At 52.2% G+C, this 232-nt stretch carries 1 pseudogene; it reads right to left on the reverse strand.

What is annotated here, in order from left to right:
- Positions 1-168, reverse strand: a pseudogene (gene rpsN / locus B4920_RS30710) (30S ribosomal protein S14); the annotation flags it as partial.
- Positions 169-232: the final 64 nt, after the last annotated feature.

Here is a 232-nt window from a genome sequence, read left to right on the forward strand (position 1 = left end):
ACTGGAATCACGGGGCAGCTGTTGCAGTTGCAAGACAGCATCCCAACGCGCTTCTTCAGAAGCGTTCATATCAACGATGATAGCTTTCAGCTCGGTACGCTTGGTCGCGAACTTGGCTGCCAGCTTCGCACGCTTTGCTTCACGTGCTTTCATGGATGTTTTAGCCATAACCCTAACCTTACTTGCGGAATGGGAAGTTAAAGGCAGCCAGCAGAGCACGGCCTTCTTCGTC

It is taken from the genome of Zoogloea sp. LCSB751, assembly GCF_002028455.1.
Classification (GTDB): domain Bacteria; phylum Pseudomonadota; class Gammaproteobacteria; order Burkholderiales; family Rhodocyclaceae; genus Zoogloea.